General features: G+C 64.7%; 16 protein-coding genes and 1 pseudogene. 12 read left to right on the forward strand and 5 right to left on the reverse strand.

The window, feature by feature from the left end; translation table 11 throughout:
* Window positions 1–114, forward strand: a pseudogene (locus tag LZA78_RS16875) (IS5/IS1182 family transposase); the annotation flags it as partial.
* 228 nt (window positions 115–342) lie between these two features.
* Here the strand turns inward: LZA78_RS16875 and LZA78_RS16880 are convergent.
* Window positions 343–1608: an isoprenylcysteine carboxylmethyltransferase family protein gene (locus LZA78_RS16880; RefSeq protein ID WP_233678068.1), complete on the reverse strand. Its 1266-nt coding sequence runs from the start codon at window positions 1606–1608 to the stop codon at window positions 343–345.
* 651 nt (window positions 1609–2259) lie between these two features.
* On the opposite strand from LZA78_RS16880, the gene LZA78_RS16885 reads away from it, so the two are divergent.
* The 5 genes from LZA78_RS16885 to LZA78_RS16905 all read left to right on the forward strand — a co-directional run bounded on the left by LZA78_RS16885 (window position 2260) and on the right by LZA78_RS16905 (window position 6460).
* Window positions 2260–2757 (forward strand): hypothetical protein, encoded by a 498-nt coding sequence (locus LZA78_RS16885; protein ID WP_233678069.1) that lies wholly within the window; start codon window positions 2260–2262, stop codon window positions 2755–2757.
* A gap of 192 nt (window positions 2758–2949) precedes the next feature.
* Window positions 2950–3570 carry a 30S ribosomal protein S4 gene (gene rpsD / locus LZA78_RS16890; RefSeq protein WP_233678070.1) on the forward strand — a complete coding sequence of 207 codons (621 nt, stop codon included), beginning with the start codon at window positions 2950–2952 and terminating at the stop codon, window positions 3568–3570.
* Window positions 3571–3702: 132 nt separating this feature from the next.
* Window positions 3703–4794 carry a histidinol-phosphate transaminase gene (gene hisC / locus LZA78_RS16895; protein ID WP_233678071.1) on the forward strand — a complete coding sequence of 364 codons (1092 nt, stop codon included), beginning with the start codon at window positions 3703–3705 and terminating at the stop codon, window positions 4792–4794.
* Window positions 4791–5717 (forward strand): prephenate/arogenate dehydrogenase family protein, encoded by a 927-nt coding sequence (locus tag LZA78_RS16900; protein ID WP_233678072.1) that lies wholly within the window; start codon window positions 4791–4793, stop codon window positions 5715–5717. The genes hisC and LZA78_RS16900 overlap by 4 nt, the downstream gene beginning before the upstream one ends.
* Window positions 5717–6460 (forward strand): extensin-like domain-containing protein, encoded by a 744-nt coding sequence (locus LZA78_RS16905; RefSeq protein ID WP_233678073.1) that lies wholly within the window; start codon window positions 5717–5719, stop codon window positions 6458–6460. Before LZA78_RS16900 ends, LZA78_RS16905 begins: the two co-directional genes overlap by 1 nt.
* Here LZA78_RS16905 and LZA78_RS16910 read toward each other — a convergent pair.
* A complete protein-coding gene (locus LZA78_RS16910) occupies window positions 6448–7434 on the reverse strand; it encodes a DUF2125 domain-containing protein (protein ID WP_233678074.1) in 987 nt (328 codons plus the stop codon). The genes LZA78_RS16905 and LZA78_RS16910 overlap by 13 nt on opposite strands.
* 62 nt (window positions 7435–7496) lie before the next feature.
* On the opposite strand from LZA78_RS16910, the gene LZA78_RS16915 reads away from it, so the two are divergent.
* From LZA78_RS16915 to LZA78_RS16925, 3 genes are all read left to right on the forward strand, one after another.
* On the forward strand, window positions 7497–8030 hold the full coding sequence (locus LZA78_RS16915) for a gamma-glutamylcyclotransferase (RefSeq protein WP_233678075.1): 534 nt from the start codon (window positions 7497–7499) through the stop codon (window positions 8028–8030).
* A 61-nt stretch (window positions 8031–8091) separates the two neighbouring features.
* Window positions 8092–9282: a biopolymer transporter ExbB gene (locus LZA78_RS16920; RefSeq protein WP_233678076.1), complete on the forward strand. Its 1191-nt coding sequence runs from the start codon at window positions 8092–8094 to the stop codon at window positions 9280–9282.
* 3 nt (window positions 9283–9285) lie between these two features.
* Window positions 9286–10677 (forward strand): peptidoglycan -binding protein, encoded by a 1392-nt coding sequence (locus tag LZA78_RS16925; protein ID WP_233678077.1) that lies wholly within the window; start codon window positions 9286–9288, stop codon window positions 10675–10677.
* Between the two features lie 139 nt (window positions 10678–10816).
* Here LZA78_RS16925 and clpA read toward each other — a convergent pair whose 3' ends face one another.
* The 3 genes from clpA to gloB all read right to left on the reverse strand — a co-directional run bounded on the left by clpA (window position 10817) and on the right by gloB (window position 15258).
* On the reverse strand, window positions 10817–13135 hold the full coding sequence (gene clpA, locus LZA78_RS16930; RefSeq protein WP_233678078.1) for an ATP-dependent Clp protease ATP-binding subunit ClpA: 2319 nt from the start codon (window positions 13133–13135) through the stop codon (window positions 10817–10819).
* Between the two features lie 172 nt (window positions 13136–13307).
* Window positions 13308–14483, reverse strand: coding sequence for an HPP family protein (locus LZA78_RS16935; RefSeq protein ID WP_233678079.1), 1176 nt, complete (start codon window positions 14481–14483; stop codon window positions 13308–13310).
* Between the two features lie 4 nt (window positions 14484–14487).
* Window positions 14488–15258, reverse strand: coding sequence for a hydroxyacylglutathione hydrolase (gene gloB, locus LZA78_RS16940; RefSeq protein WP_233678080.1), 771 nt, complete (start codon window positions 15256–15258; stop codon window positions 14488–14490).
* Between the two features lie 60 nt (window positions 15259–15318).
* On the opposite strand from gloB, the gene LZA78_RS16945 reads away from it, so the two are divergent.
* From LZA78_RS16945 to atpA, 3 genes are all read left to right on the forward strand, one after another.
* The gene (locus tag LZA78_RS16945) at window positions 15319–16074 is read left to right on the forward strand and encodes a class I SAM-dependent methyltransferase (RefSeq protein WP_233678081.1); all 756 of its coding nucleotides are present in this window, start codon (window positions 15319–15321) and stop codon (window positions 16072–16074) included.
* Window positions 16075–16394: 320 nt separating this feature from the next.
* Complete coding sequence (locus tag LZA78_RS16950) at window positions 16395–16955, forward strand: F0F1 ATP synthase subunit delta (RefSeq protein WP_233678082.1); 561 nt, start codon at window positions 16395–16397, stop codon at window positions 16953–16955.
* Entirely contained in the window at window positions 16955–18484 is a 1530-nt protein-coding gene (gene atpA / locus LZA78_RS16955) for a F0F1 ATP synthase subunit alpha (protein WP_233678083.1), read from the forward strand. The genes LZA78_RS16950 and atpA overlap by 1 nt, the downstream gene beginning before the upstream one ends.
* Window positions 18485–18493: the final 9 nt, after the last annotated feature.

Here is an 18493-nt window from a genome sequence, read left to right on the forward strand (position 1 = left end):
ATCATGTTCGGCAGGCTCAAGGACTGGCGACGCGTAGCGACACGCTACGACAGATGTCCGAAGGTCTTTCTCTCAGCTGTCGCTCTCGCCGCTACCGTGCTGTTTTGGTTATGAGGCCTGAGCCTAGCTCTTGTTGTGCAACAGTGCCCATAGCAAGGCTGAACTAATCGCCCCCCCATAGCCCCAGCCCCGGAACTTCTTGCCAACATTCCCTATGGCACCAACCGGTTTTGGTAATCCTACCGCTCCAGCCATCTTTCCTTACTTCGATGTTCTCGATCGCGGCATTGTCAGCGCTCTGGCCAGAGCGGAGATGGCCCGCTCAGTAGATTGCGCCTTCCTTCAGGGCCGCGCCCTGTTTAAGAACCGAAACATCCCGTTGCGCCGGATATACTCGGCATAGGCGACATAGGTCGGGTCTTTCATCAGGTGCCGCTCTTCGGTCTTGGCGCGGGCGTAGTAGATCAGGTTCACTCCAACCATCAGTGCGCAGTTCTGGAGTGCGGTCAGGACTGACCCGTCCTGCGGGATGAAAGGGATCGCGATCAGCCACCAGAAGATGTTCTTGAAGATGTAGGAAGGGTGCTTGGTCCAGCGATAGGTGCCGCTAGTGATGATCCCTCGGTGGGTAAGGTTCGAGAACCGGATACCATAGGACATTGCGGTCCATACCCATAGCGATTTCATGAGGATAATCGCCGCGGCCCAAGCGATATAGAGAGGCTCATTTTCCCAAAGCCATGCGCCCCAACTCCAATCCGTATTGTAGGCAAGATACTTGCCATACAACAGCGGCCAGAAGGGGGAGTAGCAAATGATGGTCACGAGCCACCCGGACAGTGTCGTGTCGGTGCTGCGAATGTTCGTTCCCAAGGCTCGCAGCGTAAGCATGTAGCCGGCGACGGCAATCGTCAGGTCAAGGAAAAGGATCCCCGAATAGAGAAACGAGTAGGTGATCTGCGGCATGCGCGAGCCGTCGAAATCGAAGCTGCGAAGCGAACCGACCTCGTTACTAAGGTAGCCGTACATCATCGGTAGGAAGTAGGCCTTCACGAGCCACCCGAGCAGGAAGTTCTTCTCGCGAGCGATGCGGCGCGGCTGCATGCGAAGCAGCGCGTCGCCGATCACCCAGAGAGAATCCTCGGGCTCGTCCTGATGCATATCGACCAGCACGACATACGGGATCGAAATCGCCGCGAGGACCCACCAGAACGTTTCCAGAAGCCAGAAGAATGGTGCATACAGCTTCTCGTCGTAGACCGGGAATAACCAGTAAGAGACGCCGATTACGCCGAGGATCGCGCTCAGGCCGACCAGCTTGCGAAGGGTTCTCGAGAGCGAGATGTCGCGCCGCGCGTAGTTCATGCCGACCCCGGGGGCGAGGTGGCTCTTATTGTACGCGATTTCCACGAAGGCGACGGGAACGGCAAAGATAACGATATAGAGGAGCGCCGCCGCGGGCGCGTAGTCGAGCGGGCGCAGCCAGAAAGTCACCCAAATGCCTACTGCCATCCCCAGTACAACCGCGAGCATCGTGGCATTGCTGCAGACGGACTGCGGCGGGGCGTCCCTGCGTGCGATGTCTTGGTCGTGCAAAGAAATCGTCATCGAATAACCGGCTATGTCGCTGCGTCAACTAGGGCACACTCGCGTCTGCGACACAACAGGTTTGCGCAGCCCGGCGGTGGTCTGCCCGAACTGGTTGGCCATGCGTTGCAGGATTATCTCGTCGCTACGGAAGTAATGATCTGCGATTAGGATGAAGTCTTGGCCACACGCATCTGGTTGGTATCAGAGCCGAGCGTCCGCCAGAACTGGCCGATCTCGCAGCTTTATCAGTACCGTAGGGCATTGAAGGTGTATTGCCCGAAAAAAGACTTGCCGCCTTAGCGCAGCTGTCCAATTTGAACGCACGCCCCTTACAGGTCACTACAGGGCCGGTCTGACGTCGCCAACAGCAACTTCTGACCGATTGCGAAGTGCCCTTGGGCGATGACGTCGGCCATCGTAGGGCCCCAATCGACTACACGTTGTCAACGAAAACACCGCCGCCAAACAGTCACGCCAATGCGTTCAGTCGGGAGTTGACGGCGCAATCGGCGCACACATTTCGGTGACCGGGGCGGCGCGGAGGCGCCGCGCCGCTTTTCACTCTTGCGAAAGGGGCCGAAAAAAACTACCGCCGCAAGCAACTCTATCCTGAGTCAGGCATTTTCGGCGGCTGCGTCGTGACGGTCCGAAACCGAGGACCGGCGCGGAGTGTCGGGACTGGCTGGCAGACCAACCGGAAAGTCGAACGTCGTGACCCTGCGCTCCTTGCTTGCCCTCTCGATGCTGCCCCTGCTTGCTGCCTGCGGCGGCACAGGCGACATGCAGCTTTACCCCATTCAGGGGCCGATCGCGAACGAGGATCCGGCCAGCCTGATCCCGATCACGCTTGAGGCCGATACCGAGACCTCGGGGATCGTCACCTTCCGCCTGCCCAAGCCGAACAAGTCCAAGTGCCAGGGCACCTGGAGCTCGGTCGCGCCGAAGGTGCGCACCAAGGAGCGCGGCCTGTCGCTGACGCTGCGCGACACCGGCGGCAAGTACAAGAACTCGACCGAGGATCTGGGCGGCGTCAACTCGGGCGAGATCTACGCGGTCTGCAATGACGGCAACCGTCTGCAGGGCACGTTCATCTCGGGGTCGGGCACGCAAAGCGGAACGGGGACGGTCACCGACTCCCTCGGAAATGTCTACAAGCTGCTCTACTGAGCGGCCGAATTCCGGGATTCGCGCGTTGACACTGGCGCGCGGGGCTGTATAAGCCCGCCATCCCGGTAGCCAAGGCTGCCGGGTCATTCATTGGTGTTGGTGGACCCCGCAAGGGGAAACCTGTCGCCCAAGGCTCGGATGGGGTCGCGGGAAAGGACAACGCCCTTCGCTACTTTATGAAGGAGATCAGCCGTGACCAAACGCACGTCTGCCAAGTACAAAATCGACCGCCGCATGGGCGAAAACATCTGGGGCCGCGCCAAGTCGCCGCTGAACAAGCGCGAATACGGCCCGGGCCAGCACGGCCAGCGCCGCAAGGGCAAGCTGTCGGACTTCGGTACCCAGCTGCGCGCCAAGCAGAAGCTGAAAGGCTACTACGGCGACCTGACCGAAAAGCAATTCCGCCGCATCTACGCCGAAGCCGAGCGTGTGAAGGGCGACACCGGTGAAAACCTGGTCGGCCTGCTCGAGCGTCGCCTGGATGCCGTGATCTACCGCGCCAAGTTCGTTCCGACCGTCTTCGCGGCGCGTCAGTTCGTGAACCACGGCCACGTCACCGTCAACGGCAAGCGCGTGAACATCGCCTCGTACCGCGTCAAGGAAGGCGACGTGATCGCCGTTCGTGACCGCTCGAAGCAGCTCGCCATCGTTCTCGAAGCCGTTCAGTCGGCCGAGCGCGACGTGCCGGATTACCTGGAAGTCGACCACAACAAGATGACCGCGACCTTTGTGCGCACCCCGGCCCTGTCGGACGTGCCGTACCCGGTCGTGATGGAACCTAACCTGGTCGTCGAATTCTACGCGAAGAACTGATCCTTCAGTTCAGCCAGATCTTCGAAAGGGCCGGGTTATCCCGGCCCTTTTTCGTTTCCGTCGGGGGAAGATGCTGCTGGCTTTGTCCCCCGCCGCCCGCTAGAAAGCGCGCGGAGTCTTGAGGGAAGAGTCATGAACGATCATATCCGTCCGCAGCCCGGCATCATGGAGATTGCACTCTATGAGGGCGGGCAGTCGCATGTGGCGGGCGTGACCGATGCGGTCAAGCTCAGCTCGAACGAGAACCCGTTCGGCCCGTCGGACAAGGCAAAAGAGGCGTTCACGCGCGCAGCGCACAAGTTGCACCGCTATCCCTCGACCGATCACGCCAGCCTGCGTCAGGCCATCGGCGATGTACACGGGCTCGATCCCGCGCGCATCATCTGCGGCGTAGGTTCGGACGAGATCATCAACTTCCTCTGCCAGGCCTATGCTGGCCCGAAGGATGAGGTCGTGTTCACCGAGCACGGCTTCCTGATGTATCGCATCTACACCCATGCCGCCGGGGCGACCCCTGTCTGCGTGCCCGAGCGCGAACGCACCACCGATGTGGATGCGATCCTGAAGGCCTGCAACAAGCGCACGAAACTGGTGTTCATCGCCAATCCGAACAACCCGACCGGCACGATGATCGGTCTGGCCGAGTTGGAGCGTCTGGCCGCCGGGCTGCCTAAACAGGCGATGCTGGTGATCGACGGCGCCTATGCGGAATATGTCGAGGGCTATGACGGCGGCGCTGAACTCGCGACCCGCCTGCCCAACGTCTTCATGACGCGCACCTTCTCGAAGATCTACGGTCTGGGCGGGCTGCGGATCGGCTGGGGCTACGGCCCCAAGGCGATCATCGACGTGCTCAACCGCGTGCGCGGGCCGTTCAACCTCTCGACGGCACAGCTCGAGACCGCCGAGGCCGCCGTGCGCGACCAGGACTGGATCGCGCGCTGCCGCGACGACAACACCCGGCTGCGTGCCTGGCTGGCCGAGGCGCTGGCCGAGAAGGGCGTGCCCTCGGACACCTCGACGGCGAACTTCATCCTCGCGCGCTTCGGCTCCGAGGAAGAGGCCGCGGCCTGCGACGAGTTCCTGAAGAAAGACGGGCTGATCGTGCGGCGCGTGGCGGGCTACGGCCTGCCGAACTGCCTGCGCATCACCGTGGGCGATGAGCCCTCGTGCCGCCGCGTGGCGCATATGATCGGTCTGTTCAAGGCGGGCGGGGCGGCATGAAGGGCTACAATCGCGTCGCGCTGATCGGACTGGGGCTGATCGCCTCGTCCATGGCCCATGCGATGCGGGCCAATGGGCTGGCCGGCGAGATTGTCGGTCATGCCAAATCGCCCGAGACGCGGGCGACCGCGGTTGAGATCGGTCTGTGCGACCGGGTTTGCGAAACTGCGGCCGATGCCGTGCGCGGCGCCGATCTGGTGGTGCTCTGCGTGCCGGTCGGGGCCATGGGCGCCATCGCCGCCGAGATCGCGCCGCATCTGGCCGTAGGTGCGACTATTACCGATGTCGGCTCGGTCAAGCAGGCCGTGGTTGAGGCCGTGGCCCCGCATCTGCCGCCGCATGTGAATTTCATCCCCGGCCACCCGCTTGCCGGGACCGAGCATTCTGGTCCGCGTTCGGGCTTTGCCTCGCTTTTCGTGAACCGCTGGTGGCTGCTGACTCCGCTTGAGGGCAACGATCCGGCGGCGGTGCAGCGGCTGCGCGACTTCCTGACGGGCCTCGGTGCCAATGTCGATGAGATGGACGTGCAGCGCCACGATCTGGTGCTGGCGGTCGTGTCGCATACGCCCCACCTGATCGCCTACACGATGGTGGGCGTGGCCGACCATCTGCGCCGCGTCACGCAGGACGAGGTCATCAAATACTCGGCCTCGGGTTTTCGGGATTTCACCCGGATCGCGGCCTCGGACCCGACCATGTGGCGCGATGTCTTCCTGACCAACAAGGAAGCCACGCTCGACATCCTCGGCCGCTTTACCGAAGAGCTGTTCATGCTGCAACGCGCGATCCGGATGGAGGATGGCGCCTTCCTGCATGACTATTTCACCCGCACGCGGGCGATCCGTCGCGGCATCATCGAGGCCGGGCAGGACACCGCAGCGCCGGACTTTGGCCGCGGCGTGCCTCCGTCGGACAAGGCCTGATGCGGGCGGCGCTTGTGCTGGCCCTTGGCCTTGAGCTGGCCGCGGGGGCTGTTCGGGCCGATGCGCCGCAAACCTCGCCGCGGCCGCAAGCGGCCCCGCGGCTGGCGACCGTGCCCGGTCCAACCAACGCGGGCCTTGCGCTTCTGTCCTCGGCCCGTCCTTCGACAAAACCGGGCAAGCTGAAACTCGCCGCCATGTCGGGCGCAAGCGTTCCCGCCAAGGTCGGCAAGCCCGGTGCCCGTGGGGCGGTCTGCGGCGTTGCGGGGATCACCGGCGTGTCGATCCCGCCGATTCCCAGCAAGGTGTCGGGCTGCGGGCTTGAGGATGGCGTGAAGGTCACGGCCGTCTCGGGCATTCCGCTGTCAATCCCCGCCACGGCGAAGGCGCTGAAAACCTGGGTAGACAAGGGCATCGTGCCGGCCGTCGGCAATCGCGGCGGCGGTGTTGCGCGGCTTGAGCTGGCGGGCAGCTATACCTGCCGGGCGCGCAACAACCAGAAGGGCTCGAAAGCCTCCGAGCACGGACGCGGGCGCGCGATCGACCTCAAGGGCATCCGGCTGGCGAATGGCAAGGTCATCACTGTTCTCGATGGCTGGAAATCCGAGGCAAAGCTGCTCAAGGCGGTGCATAGATCCGCCTGCGGCACGTTTGGCACCGTGCTTGGCCCCAAGTCGGACCGCTTCCACCAGGACCATATCCATGTCGATACGGCCCGGCACCAGAACGGCGCCTACTGCCGCTGAAGCACCGGTGCGGGGCCAAGGGGCACCGGCCCAAGGCTCGCGCGGCCGCTCTGGAACGCCAGCGGCACCCTCAGCACGCCGCCGTTTTGCTGCGCGATATAGGCGCCAAGTCCGGTCAGGGCGGGCAGCCTGCGCGCCTCGATCCAGCCTGCCGCAACCGCGATATCAAGCCAGTCGCGCCACTCGGCCGTGCTGATCTGGATCGTGCCTTCGGGCTGGCCGGTTGCGGTGATGCGCAGCCCGCCGCTGGCACTCAGCCCGCGCCCGGCCCAATCGAGCGAAAGGGCTTGCAGGTCTATCTCTTCGATACGCGGCGGCGTGGTTTGCGCCGTGGCGCTTAGGTCCGCGTCAAGGCGCAACGTTGCGTCCAGCGTCAGCGCGTCGATCCGGTCGGGCAGGGGGGCGCCAAGCGCGTCGGCCATCGTGCCGGGGGGTAGGGTGACATCCCCGACCCCGGCAGTGACCCGGTAGGTTGCGGGCGCATCGGTCCGTTCCGCCGCGGCATCGATCCGCGCGGCGGCGAGCGTCGCCTCCGCGCTGCCCTCAGGGCGCAGCGCGACATAGCGCAATTCGGCCTGCACCCCTTTCAGCGGCAGATCCGGCGCAAGGCCAAGGCTCAGCCGACCGCTCCCGGTGCTGTTGGTCAGCGTGAAACGCTGGCCGCCAAGGGTCAGTTGGCTCTCGGGGTGCATGTCCAGATGCAGCTCCAGCGGGCTCCAGCCGGGCGCCCAAAGCTGCGCCGAGGGGGCGGACCAGTGCCACCCGGCGACTGGGTCGGCAAGCTCGGGGCGCGTCACGTTCAGGGCGAACCGTGCCGGGAAGCCCCCGGTTTCAAGCGCCTCGGCATTGCCGCGCCCCTCGGCTCGCGCGCCCTCAAGCGCCATCGCCGCGCCGCGTTCGAGCACGGTCGTTCCCGCCAGCCAGTAGCCCGAATATAGCCCCGCCACGGCAAGGCCCGCCCAGATCAGCCGCATCCGCACCTCTTTCCATCGACGCCTGTCAGATGTATCCCCGAGGCGGCAGGAGGACCAGCGCGATGACCAAAACGTTATGGATCTTTGGCTACGGCTCGTTGATCTGGGATCCGGGCTTTACCCCGGCCGAGGTGCGGCGCGCCTGGTTGCGGGGGTGGCACCGCTCGTTCTGTATGCGCTCGATCCATTTTCGCGGCACGCCCGAGGCGCCGGGCCTGGTGCTGGCGCTTGACGCAAGCCCCGATTCCGTCTGCGCGGGTCTGGCGTTTCGTGTGCCCGAGCCCGAGGCCGACGAGGTTCTGGCCTGCCTGCGCGCGCGCGAACTGGTCTCGGACGCCTATCTCGAACGCCAGTTGCCGGTCACCTGCGAAGAGGGCGAGACCTTCGAGGCCATCACCTATGTGATCGACCACGAGGGGCCGCAATATTGCGCGCTCGACCTAGAGGAGCAGGCGCAGATCATCGCCCGCGCGATCGGCGGGCGCGGGCCGAACCGCGATTACCTGTTCAACACCGCAGCCCATCTGACCGAGCTTGGGCTGGCCGATCCCGACCTTGACTGGCTCTCCGCGCGGGTCCGCGAGCTGACCCGATAGGGCTTGGCACTGCCGCCAAGCCCGCCTATCCTCGCGCAAACAATAGCCAACGAGGCAGTGTATGCGCGGCACCATCCGGCTTGATCCGCAGTTTTCGCAACCCGTCCGGCAGATCACCCTGATGGTGATCGTCCTGGTTCTGGTCGCAGCGGGAGGGTGGCTTGCCTATAGCCGCATTCTGCCCATCTTCATCGCGAACCCCTGGCTGAACGGGCTGATCCTGACGGTCTTCGTGCTGGGCGTTCTGGCCTGCTTCTGGCAGGTGGCGCAACTGGTCAAGGCGGTCAGCTGGATCGAGAGTTTCGCCGCCGACCGGCCGGGCCGTCCGGCCTATGTCGCGCCGCGAATGCTGGCGCCGCTGGCTGCGCTGCTTGGCGCGCGCGGCGGTTCGCGCTCGATCGCCACTTCGGCGGCACGTTCGATCCTCGAGTCGGTCGAGACCCGGATCGACGAGGCGCGCGACATCACGCGTTACCTCTCCAACCTGCTGATTTTCCTAGGACTTCTGGGCACGTTCTATGGTCTGGCCACGACTGTTCCGGCGGTGGTCGAAACGATCCGCGCGCTTGCCCCGCAAGAGGGCGAAAGCAGCATTGACGTCTTCGAGAAGCTGATGACGGGCCTTGAGGCGCAGCTTGGCGGTATGGGCACGGCGTTTTCCTCCTCGCTTCTGGGTCTTGCGGGCTCGCTAGTGGTCGGGTTGCTAGAGCTGTTCGTGACCCACGGCCAGAACCGCTTCTACCGCGAGCTGGAGGAGTGGATTTCCTCGATCACGCGGCTTTCTTTCGCGGCGGCCGAGGGCGATGGCGAGGCTTCGGCGGTGGCCGAGATACTCGATCATATGTCCGAGCAGATGGCCGTGTTGCAGTCGATCTTCGCGCAATCCGATGCCGGCCGTGCCGAGGTCGATCGCCGTCTGGGCGAGATGACAAGCGCGGTCGCCTATCTGGCGGACCGCTTGGGCAGTGAGATTGACGCACGCACCGAACAGGGCCGCGCGCTGAACCGCATGGCCGAAGGGCAGGACCGGCTGACCCTGGCGCTGGAGCGCCTGGCGCATCAGGCTGAGACCGACGAGACCGCCGAGATCGCGGCGGAAACGCGGATGCGGCTGCGCTCGATCGACCTGCAAATGCTGCGGCTGCTTGAAGAGGTCTCGGCGGGGCGGCAGGAAAGCATGGCCGAGCTGCGCAACGATTTCGCGGCGCTGACGCGGGCGATCCTGCACAATACCCGCAATCGGGAGGGCTAAGCGATGGCGCTTGCCCGCCGCAATGGTCAGAAGTTCTCATCGACGATCTGGCCCGGTTTCGTCGATGCGATGACCGCGCTGCTGATGGTGCTGATGTTCGTGCTGACGATCTTCATGGTCGTGCAGTCGGTCATGCGCGACACGATCACCACCAAGGAGCACGAGCTTTCCGCCCTGTCCGAGCAGGTCGCGGGCCTCGCACGTGCGCTTGCGCTGGAGGAAGAGCGCACGGCGCAGTTGACCGGAGATCTGGATACGGCACGGGAGCAGGCCGATGTGCAGACCGCGCTGATCGCGACGCTGAGCAAGCGGATTGAAACGCGCGAGGCGGAACTGGCCGAGGCGGGGCAGAAGATCACCGCGTTCGAGGCCCAAGTCGCCTCACTTCTGTCGCAGCGCGATGCCGCGCGGGCGGATGCCGATGCGCGCGCCGAGGAGCTGCGCCTTGATCGCGCGACCATCGAGGAGTTGCGCGGCAAGCTGAAGGCGTCCGGCGATGAGCTGGCGGCGATGACCCTTTCGCTTGAGGCCGCGCGCCAGAAGGCCGAGGAAACGCTGACCCTGCTTGCCGCGGCCGAGGCCGCGAAGAAGGATTTGCAGACGCGGTTGGAGACGCGCCTGACGGACGCCGAGAAAGAGGCCGCCTTGCGGGCCGTGGCCGAACAGGCGCTGGCGAGCGAGAAGGAAATCTCGGGCGAGGCCGCGCGCAAGGTGGCCCTGCTGAACGAGCAGATCGCGGCCCTGCGGGCGCAGCTGTCCGAGATTCAGGGAATTCTGGACGCCGCGCAGGAGCGGGACGCCGATGCACAGGTTCAGGTCGAGACGCTCGGGCAGCAGCTGAACGCGGCGCTGGCGCAGGTGGCCGCCGAGCAGAAGCGCCGAGCGCAGCTTGAGGAAGAGGCGCGCAAGAAGGCCGAGGCCGAGGCGGCGGATCTGGCGAGGTATCGCTCGGAGTTCTTTGGGCGGATGTCGGAACTGCTGGCCGGGCGCGAGGGTGTGCGCGTCGTGGGGGATCGCTTCGTGTTTTCCTCCGAGGTGCTGTTCCAGCCGGGGGCCGCCGATCTGGCGCCCGAGGGCAAGGCGCAGATCGCGCGAGTCGCCGAGACTTTCACCGAATTGGCCGACAAGATCCCACCGCAGATCGACTGGATCCTGCGCGTCGATGGCCATACCGACAACGTGCCCTTGCTGGGCACTGGCGCGTTCCGCGATAACTGGGAGCTGAGCCAGGCGCGCGCGCTGTCGGTGGTGCGTTACATGATCGACGAGTTGGGCTTCCCGCCCTACCGTTTGGCAGCGACCGGCTTTGGTGAATTCCGCCCCGTGGCCGAGGGCGATAGCCCCGAGGCGCGGGCCGCGAACCGCCGTATCGAGTTGAAGCTGACCGAACGCTGAGGGCGGCGGGGCAGGGGGCGGTCTGCCCCCTCTTTGCGCCTTTGGCGCAAATTCACCCCCGAGGATATTTTTCACCACATTGAAGGTGGGGTAATGGAAAGGGCCCGGAGTTCCGGGCCCTTTTGTTTGGTGGATGGCCTTAGCCTGCCGGAAGCAGGCGTTGCTTGGGGCCCGTGATGCGCGGCTTGCTGGGTTCTTCGACCTCGAGCACGATGGCGTCATCCTTGACGCTGGCGCGCACCACGCCGCCCTTGGTGAGCTTGCCGAACAGCAGTTCCTCTGCCAGAGGCTTCTTGATGTGCTCCTGGATCACGCGGCCAAGCGGCCGGGCGCCCATCTTGTCGTCATAGCCCTTTTCGGCCAGCCAGTTGGCGGCTTCGGGGGTAAGCTCGATATGCACGTTGCGGTCGATCAGCTGCGCTTCGAGTTGCAGCACGAACTTGTCCACGACTTGCAGGATCACCTCGCGCGAGAGGGGCGCGAAGTTCACCACCGCATCCAGACGGTTGCGGAACTCGGGCGTGAAGGTGCGCTCGATTGCGGCTGTATCCTCGCCCTCGCGGCGTTCGCGGCCGAAGCCGATGGCGGCTTTGGCCATATCGGCCGCGCCCGCGTTCGAGGTCATGATCAGGATCACGTTGCGGAAATCCACCGTCCGGCCGTTATGGTCGGTGAGTTTGCCGTGGTCCATCACCTGAAGCAGGATGTTGTAGACATCCGGGTGCGCCTTTTCCATCTCGTCCAGAAGCAGCACGCAATGGGGGTGCTGATCCACGCCATCCGTCAGCATCCCGCCCTGGTCGAAGCCGACATAGCCGGGAGGCGCGCCGATCAGGCGCGAGACCGCGTGTTTCTCCATGTATTCCGACATGTCGAAGCGCAGCAGTTCCACGCCAAGCGTGTCGGCGAGTTGCTTGGCGACCTCGGTTTTGCCGACGCCGGTGGGGCCAGCGAAGAGGTAGTTGCCGATGGGCTTTTCGGGTTCGCGCAGGCCCGCGCGGGCCAGCTTGATCGCCGAGGCCAGCGTTTCGATCGCCTTGTCCTGACCGAAGACGACGCGCTTGAGCGTCTTTTCGAGATCGCGCAGCACCTCGGCATCGTCCTTCGAGACGTTCTTGGGCGGGATGCGGGCGATCTTGGCCACGACGGCCTCGATCTCCTTGGCGCCAAGCGTCTTGCGGCGCTTCGATTCCGGAAGCAGGTGCTGGGCCGCGCCTGCCTCGTCGATCACGTCGATAGCCTTGTCGGGCAGTTTGCGGTCATGGATGTAGCGCGCCGACAGCTCCACCGCCGATTTGATTGCGTCATTGGTGTAGCGGATGTCGTGGTGCGTTTCGAAATAGGGCTTGAGGCCCATCAGGATCTTGATCGAGTCGCCGACCGAGGGCTCGTTCACGTCGATCTTCTGGAACCGGCGGGACAGCGCGCGGTCCTTCTCGAAGTGCTGGCGGAACTCCTTGTAGGTGGTCGAGCCCATGCAGCGCATCTTGCCCCCGCCAAGCGCGGGCTTGAGCAGGTTAGAGGCATCCATCGCGCCGCCCGAGGTGGCGCCCGCGCCGATCACGGTGTGGATCTCGTCGATGAAGAGGATCGCGTCGGGGTGGTCCTCAAGCTCTTTCACGACGGCCTTCAGGCGTTCCTCGAAATCGCCGCGGTAGCGGGTGCCCGCCAGAAGCGCGCCCATGTCGAGCGAGAAGATCGTCGATTTCGCAAGGATTTCCGGGGTTTCGCCGCGCGTGATCTTGAGCGCGAGGCCCTCCGCGATGGCGGTCTTGCCCACGCCGGGATCGCCCACCAGAAGCGGGTTGTTCTTGCGGCGGCGGCAAAGCACTTGGATGCAGCGCTCGACTTCTTCCTCGCGGCCGATCAGCGGGTCGATATCGCCCTTAGCCGATTTCTCGTTGAGGTTGACGCAGTATTTCGACAGCGCGGATTCCTTGGCCTCGCCCGCCTGGGTGGTCTCGGCCTTGTGCTCCTCTTCGGCGCCGGTCACGGGGCGGGCCTCGCCGAACTCGGGGTCTTTGGCCACGCCATGGGCGATGAAGTTCACCGCGTCATAGCGGGTCATGTCCTGCTCTTGCAGGAAAAAGGCGGCGTTCGACTCGCGCTCCGCAAAGATCGCGACAAGCACGTTGGCCCCGGTGACCTCGGCGCGGCCCGAGCTTTGCACATGGATCGCGGCGCGCTGGATGACGCGCTGGAAGGCGGCGGTCGGCACGGCCTCGGAGCCCTCGATCTCGGTGATGAGAGTCGAGAGATCATCGTCGATGAACTCGGTCAGGGTTTCACGCAGCTCTTCGAGGTCAACCCCGCAGGCGCGCATCACGCGGCTTGCGTCCGGCTCTTCGATCAACGCCAGCAGCAGGTGTTCGAGAGTGGCGAGTTCATGCTTGCGCGCGTTGGCCAGCGCGAGTGCGCCGTGGATGGCTTGTTCGAGCGTGTTCGAGAACGAAGGCATGTGGCGCTCCTTTCATAGCTGGCGGACCCGACACATCGCTGGCCCGTTATGTTTAGAGTTCGGTGGAAATGCGGCGGCTTCAAGGGTGGAATGCGCAAAATTGCATCACAATTCATTATGTGCTTCGAAAGTGACCATTTTGCACAACATCAAGCCGCGCCTTCGGGCAGGTTCACGGGTCTTTGCGCTCAGAGCCGATCAGCAACGAGAGCAGCAGGCTCATCACATCGCTGCGCCCGAGGATGCCGACGAGGCGTCCATTCTCGGTCACAGGGATCGCTTGCGCGCCGGGTTTGGCGAGGCGCGCGATCAATTCGCCGACCGGGGTGGCGATGTCCACCGGCTCGGTGGTGGTGTCCATCAGGGCCGCCGCGTCGGGTTCAGGCGGGGCAGAGCGCAGCCGGAACGGGCGGCGTAGCGCGGCCTGTTCGGCCTCGAGGCGTTGCAAGACCCGCCCCTGATCGACCATGCCGACAAGGCGCCCCTCGCTGTCGGCCACCGGCAGGCTGCGCAGATCGAGCACCTCCATCTTGCGCACGATCTCGGACATCGGGGCCTCGGGGCCGACCGAGACGGGGCGCGGGCTCATCAGTGAACCGGCCGAGGCGGAGAGCAGCGTTTCGGTGGCGCGTGCCCGCGCGGCATTCAGCAAGCGTGCCAGATCGGCGGTGCCGAGGTTGGCGGATTGCTGGAATTCGAGCAGCAGGCCGGCTAAGTCGTCTTCACTGAGGCGCGGCGTGCGGCGTGCCGCGGGGCCGGGGCGGGGCGGGGCCGCCAGCGGGCGCGAGGGATAAGCGATGCCGAAGGCGCGGTGCCAGGCCATCGCCAGCAGCACCAAAACCACCGTGATCGCGCCCACGGGCATCAGTACGAACTCGAAGCCGAGCGGGCGCCCGGCCTCATATTCCAGCGCGCCGAGCAGCGCGATCCCCGCTGCGGGCGGGTGCAGGGCGCGCAGGGCCATCATGGCGCAGATCGCCAGTGCCACCGCCAGCCCGTCGGCATAGGGTGGCGGCACGAAGCGCAGCACGACCACGGCGCTGGCGGCCGAAACCATCATCCCGACAATCGCCGACCAAGGTTGCGCCAGCGGCGAATTTGGCAGGGCAAACAGCAAGACCGCTGTCGAGGCAAAGCCCGAGATCAGGTAGATCCCCGCCTCGCGCGATTGCGGCAGCGTGTAGCTGATAAGGGCGGTCACCAGAATTCCAAGCCCCGCACCGGTGGCCGCACGCAGGATATCCACCGTGCGCCGCCGCCCCATCGCCGGCCCGAGACGTCGCACGAGCCGCGCCTGCATCTCGGTCTTGGTCGCGTCGGTCGGCTTCTCGCTGGCTGGCTCGGTCATTGGCTCAGAAGCGGTCCTTGCGGGCGCGGGCTTCGGTGAAGGTGGCAAGGGGGCTGGCATCGGCGGGCAGGGCCATCGCCGCGCGCAGCTTTTCATCGTCGCTGCGCAGGAAGGGGTTGGTGGCCTTTTCCAACGCGAGCGTCGCGGGAACGGTCGGCTGCCCCTCGGCACGGCGTGCGCGCACATCGGCCATACGGCTCAGCAGGGCGGGGTTCTCGGGTTCAAGGCTCAGCGCAAAGCGGCCGTTCGCCTCAGTATACTCATGCCCCGAGCAGACCAGTGTGTCATCGGGCAGCGCGGAAAGGCGCGCGAGGCTATCGAACATCTGCGCGGGCGTGCCCTCGAACAGGCGCCCGCAGCCCCAGCTCATGAGGCTGTCGCCCGAGAACAGCAGCCCGGCGGCCGGGAAATGATAGGCGACATGGCCAAGCGTATGCCCGCCCGCGTCGATCACATCGACCTTCTGCATCCCGATCGGCAGCCTCTGGCCGGGCGCGACCATGATATCAAGCGGGGGCAGGCGATGCGCATCGGCCTCTGCGCCGATCACATGGGCACCGGTTGCCTGCGCCAAGGCCTCGACCCCGGCGATATGATCATTGTGGTGATGCGTGATCAGGATTTGGTTGAGCTTCCACCCCCGCGTGCTCAACGCGGTCAGGATGGGCGCGGCCTCGGGCACATCGACGACAAAGATCGTGTCGGTCGACGGGTCGCGGACCAGATAGGCGTAATTGTCCGCGAGGCAGGGCAGGATCACAAGTTCAAGGGCCATGGCGTTTCGTGTCGCTTTGTCTATTCTGACCAAGCTTCGCCCAAGGAGGCCGGAACCGCAATGCACCTCGACGTGCTTGATCTGCGCAATTTCTACTACCGCACCCAGCTTGGGCGGGCGGCGCAGAAGGCTGTGCGGGACCGGGTGCAGACGCTTTGGCCCGCCGGGCCCGAGATGACGGGGCAGACCGTGGCGGGGTTCGGCTTCGCCGTGCCGCTGCTGCGCCCCTATCTGGAACCCGCGCGGCGGGTGATCGGGCTGATGCCCTCGCAGCAGGGGGTGATGCCCTGGCCCGCCGGGATGCCCAATGTGTCCGTGCTGTGCGACGAGACCCGCTGGCCGCTGGAAACCGGGATGGTAGACCGGCTGGTGGTGATGCACGGGCTTGAGACCTCTGACCATCCCGATGCTCTGCTTGAGGAATGCTGGCGCGTGCTTGGCCCCGGCGGCAAGGCCCTGATGATCGTGCCTAACCGCAGCGGCCTCTGGGCGCCACGCGAAACGACACCTTTCGGTTTCGGGCGGCCCTATACGATCAGCCAGCTCGATGCGCAGGTGCGGCGCGCAGGCTTCGTGCCCGAGCGCCATGCCGCGGCACTCTATATACCTCCATCGCACCGTCGCTTCTGGCTGCGCTCGGTCGCCATGTGGGAGCGGTTGGGATCGCGCGCGGCGGGCATTCTGGCGGCGGGTGTGGTCATGCTGGAAGTTTCCAAGCAGGTCCATGCACCGCGCAGGCCCGGTCTGGGCGCCGCCGTTCGCAAGCCCTTGTCTATCCTCGAAGGGGCGGTCAAACCCGCTGCCGACCCGATCTGAGCGACGGGCGGCGACCTCGACGCCGCTGCTGCGCTGCGTGAATCACCCGAGGGAATCCACCGTGTTGACGCTAGCGTCACCTTGGGCTTTTTTCCGTTAGCGCCGGAACTTTTCAAGGCTTTGCGCTAACGAAAGGCGGTGGGATGCAAATAGCATGTCTTGCATTCACATTCTCTTGTGCAAGACGGTTGCGAGGGGAGGGATGCTCTGCTACACGCGGGGCCGATATAAGGTGTGTGGGAGCACCCATGCGCTAGGGGAAGCTCCGCATTCTCCGCCTCTGGTAGGGGAGTGGGGGCAAGAGCATCGGAAGGGTGGACGTGTCCGAACCAGCTTCGATTTCCGCAGCCATTGCCGGGCGCTATGCCACGGCTGTTTTTGAACTCGCCCGCGAGGCCGGGGCGCTTGCCGCGCTCGAGGCTGATGTGGATGCGCTTCGTGCCGCGTTGGCCGAATCGAGCGATCTGCGTGAGCTGATCGCCTCGCCGGTTTACTCGCGCGATGACCAGGGTGCCGCTGTGGGTGCCCTCGCCGCGAAAATGGGCCTTTCGGCATCGCTTGCCAACGGTCTGCAGCTGATGTCGGCCAAGCGCCGTCTGTTCGCGCTGCCCCAGCTGCTTTCCGCGCTGGCCGCCGCGATCGCCGAAGAAAAAGGTGAGGTGACCGCTGAGGTTATCGCCGCTTCGGCCCTCTCGAAAGCGCAGGCCGACAAACTGGCGGCCACGCTTCAGTCGCAGACGGGCAAGTCCGTCAAATTGAACATTGCCGTGGATGAAAGCCTCATCGGCGGCATGATCGTAAAGCTGGGCTCGCGGATGATCGACACGTCGGTCAAGGCGAAACTCGCTTCCCTCCAGAACGCCATGAAAGAGGTCGGATAATGGGCATCCAAGCAGCTGAGATCTCTGCTATCCTCAAGGAGCAGATCAAGAACTTCGGGCAGGACGCCCAAGTTGCCGAAGTGGGCCGCGTGCTCTCGGTCGGTGACGGTATTGCCCGTGTGCACGGGCTCGACAACGTCCAAGCCGGTGAAATGGTGGAATTCCCCGGTGGTATCCGCGGGATGGCGCTGAACCTCGAAGTCGATAACGTCGGTATCGTTATCTTCGGTTCGGACCGTGACATCAAAGAAGGCGACACCGTCAAGCGCACCAACTCCATCGTGGACGTTCCGGTGGGTGAAGGCCTGCTCGGCCGCGTCGTCGATGGCCTCGGCAACCCGATCGACGGCAAAGGCCCGATCGCGGCGACCGAGCGTCGCGTGGCCGACGTGAAGGCCCCCGGCATCATTCCGCGTAAATCGGTTCACGAACCGATGGCGACCGGCCTCAAGTCGGTTGACGCCATGATCCCCGTTGGCCGTGGCCAGCGCGAACTGATCATCGGCGACCGTCAGACCGGCAAGACCGCGATCGCGCTCGACACCATTCTGAACCAGAAGGTCTACAACGACGCCAACCCCGAGAAGAAGCTGCACTGCTTCTACGTCGCCGTTGGTCAGAAGCGTTCGACCGTGGCTCAGCTCGTGAAGAAGCTCGAGGAAACCGGCGCGATCGAATACACCACGATCATCGCCGCGACCGCTTCGGACCCGGCTCCGCTCCAGTTCCTGGCGCCCTACGCTGCGACCGCAATGGCCGAGTACTTCCGTGACTCGGGCCGCCACGCCCTGATCATCTACGATGACCTCTCGAAGCAGGCCGTTGCCTACCGTCAGATGTCGCTGCTGCTGCGCCGCCCGCCGGGCCGCGAAGCCTATCCGGGCGACGTTTTCTACCTGCACTCGCGTCTGCTGGAGCGTTCGGCGAAGCTGAACGAAGACTTCGGCGCTGGCTCGCTGACCGCTCTTCCGGTCATCGAAACCCAGGGCGGCGACGTGTCGGCCTTCATTCCGACCAACGTGATCTCGATCACCGACGGTCAGATCTTCCTCGAAACCGAACTGTTCTACCAGGGTATCCGCCCGGCCGTGAACACCGGTCTGTCGGTGTCGCGCGTGGGTTCGTCGGCTCAGACGAACGCCATGAAGTCGGTCGCCGGCCCGGTTAAGCTGGAACTGGCTCAGTATCGTGAAATGGCGGCCTTCGCCCAGTTCGGCTCGGACCTCGACGCCGCAACCCAGAAGCTGCTGAACCGCGGTGCGCGCCTGACCGAGCTGATGAAGCAGCCGCAGTACTCGCCGCTGACCAACGCGGAAATCGTCGCGGTCATCTTCGCGGGCACCAACGGCTTCCTGGACGCCGTTCCGGTGAAAGACGTCGGCCGCTGGGAGAAGGGCCTGCTGGCCTATCTGCGCAGCAACCGCAAGGACGTGCTCGACTGGATCACCAACGACGATCCGAAGATCAAAGGTGACGCCGAGGCGAAGCTCAAAGCCGCGATCGAAGATTTCGCCAAGACCTTCGCTTGATTGGCCTGA

Origin of the sequence: Rhodobacter flavimaris (assembly GCF_021378075.1) — a bacterium.
GTDB lineage: Bacteria > Pseudomonadota > Alphaproteobacteria > Rhodobacterales > Rhodobacteraceae > Rhodobacter > Rhodobacter flavimaris.